At 79.3% G+C, this 870-nt stretch carries 1 protein-coding gene and 1 pseudogene; both read left to right on the top strand.

Features of this window, described 5'->3' with window-relative positions:
• Positions 1 to 295: pseudogene (locus FGF04_RS40565) on the top strand (DUF998 domain-containing protein); the annotation flags it as partial.
• Positions 292 to 870 (top strand): alpha/beta fold hydrolase (locus tag FGF04_RS39570; protein WP_149516213.1); only part of this gene is annotated, 579 nt, incomplete at its 3' end. The pseudogene FGF04_RS40565 and the gene FGF04_RS39570, both read left to right, overlap by 4 nt.

Here is an 870-nt window from a genome sequence, read left to right as displayed (position 1 = left end):
GAGCAGCACGCTCGCCCTGTGCGGCGTCCTGGTCGCCATGGCGGCCCTCACCCGCACCGCCCGCCGCCACGCACCCGCGTCCCCGTCGACCCGCGCGGCCCTCGTCACCCTCCTGGTCCTGGAACTGGCGGCCACCGCCTGGACGCTGGCCGCGATCGCCGCGCTGGAGGCGGGCCACCCCGGCTGGGGCCTGGGCACCGCCCAGCGCCTCCAGGTCGGCGTCGTCGCGCTCTGGCTCGCCACGTTGGTTGCCACACCGGTCGCCACCCTCCACCGGACCGGGCCCCGCCCATGACCTCCGTCGCCTTCGTCCGCCTGGCCGGAGTCCCGCACCACATCCGGGTGGACGGCCCCCGGCCCGGCTCCGGGACGGCCCCCGTCTGCCTCCTGGACGTCGGCCTCGGCATGGCCTGGTTCGACTGGGACCCCGTGGTCGCGCTGCTCGCCCCGCACCGCACGGTCGTCCGCTTCGACCGCCCCGGTCTCGGACTCAGCGGCCCCGCGCCCGCGCGCGCGTGGCCCACCCTCACCGGCGAGGCGGACCGCATCGCGCGCGTGCTGGACGCGGCCGGGGCCGGAGCGGGCACCCCGGTCACCGTGGTCGGCCACTCGCTCGCCGGTTTCCACTGCGAGGCGTTCGCCCGGCTGTACCCGGAGCGGACGGCCGGGCTCGTCCTGGTCGACTCCGCCGTCGAGGAGGACCCGCGCCCGAGGCGGGCCCCGGCCCTGCGGAACGCGGCCACGCGCGCGTGCGGCGCGTTCCTGGCCGGCGCGGGCCTCCCGCGGGCCCTCGGCCCACTCCTGCGCCGTACCGCCGTCCGTGCCGCACGCCCGCCCGGACCGGGGAACGGCGCCGACCCCGCCCCGTAC

This window comes from Streptomyces apricus, from assembly GCF_008369065.1.
Lineage (GTDB): Bacteria > Actinomycetota > Actinomycetes > Streptomycetales > Streptomycetaceae > Streptomyces > Streptomyces apricus.
This window is presented reverse-complemented; position numbering and strand designations above follow the sequence as displayed.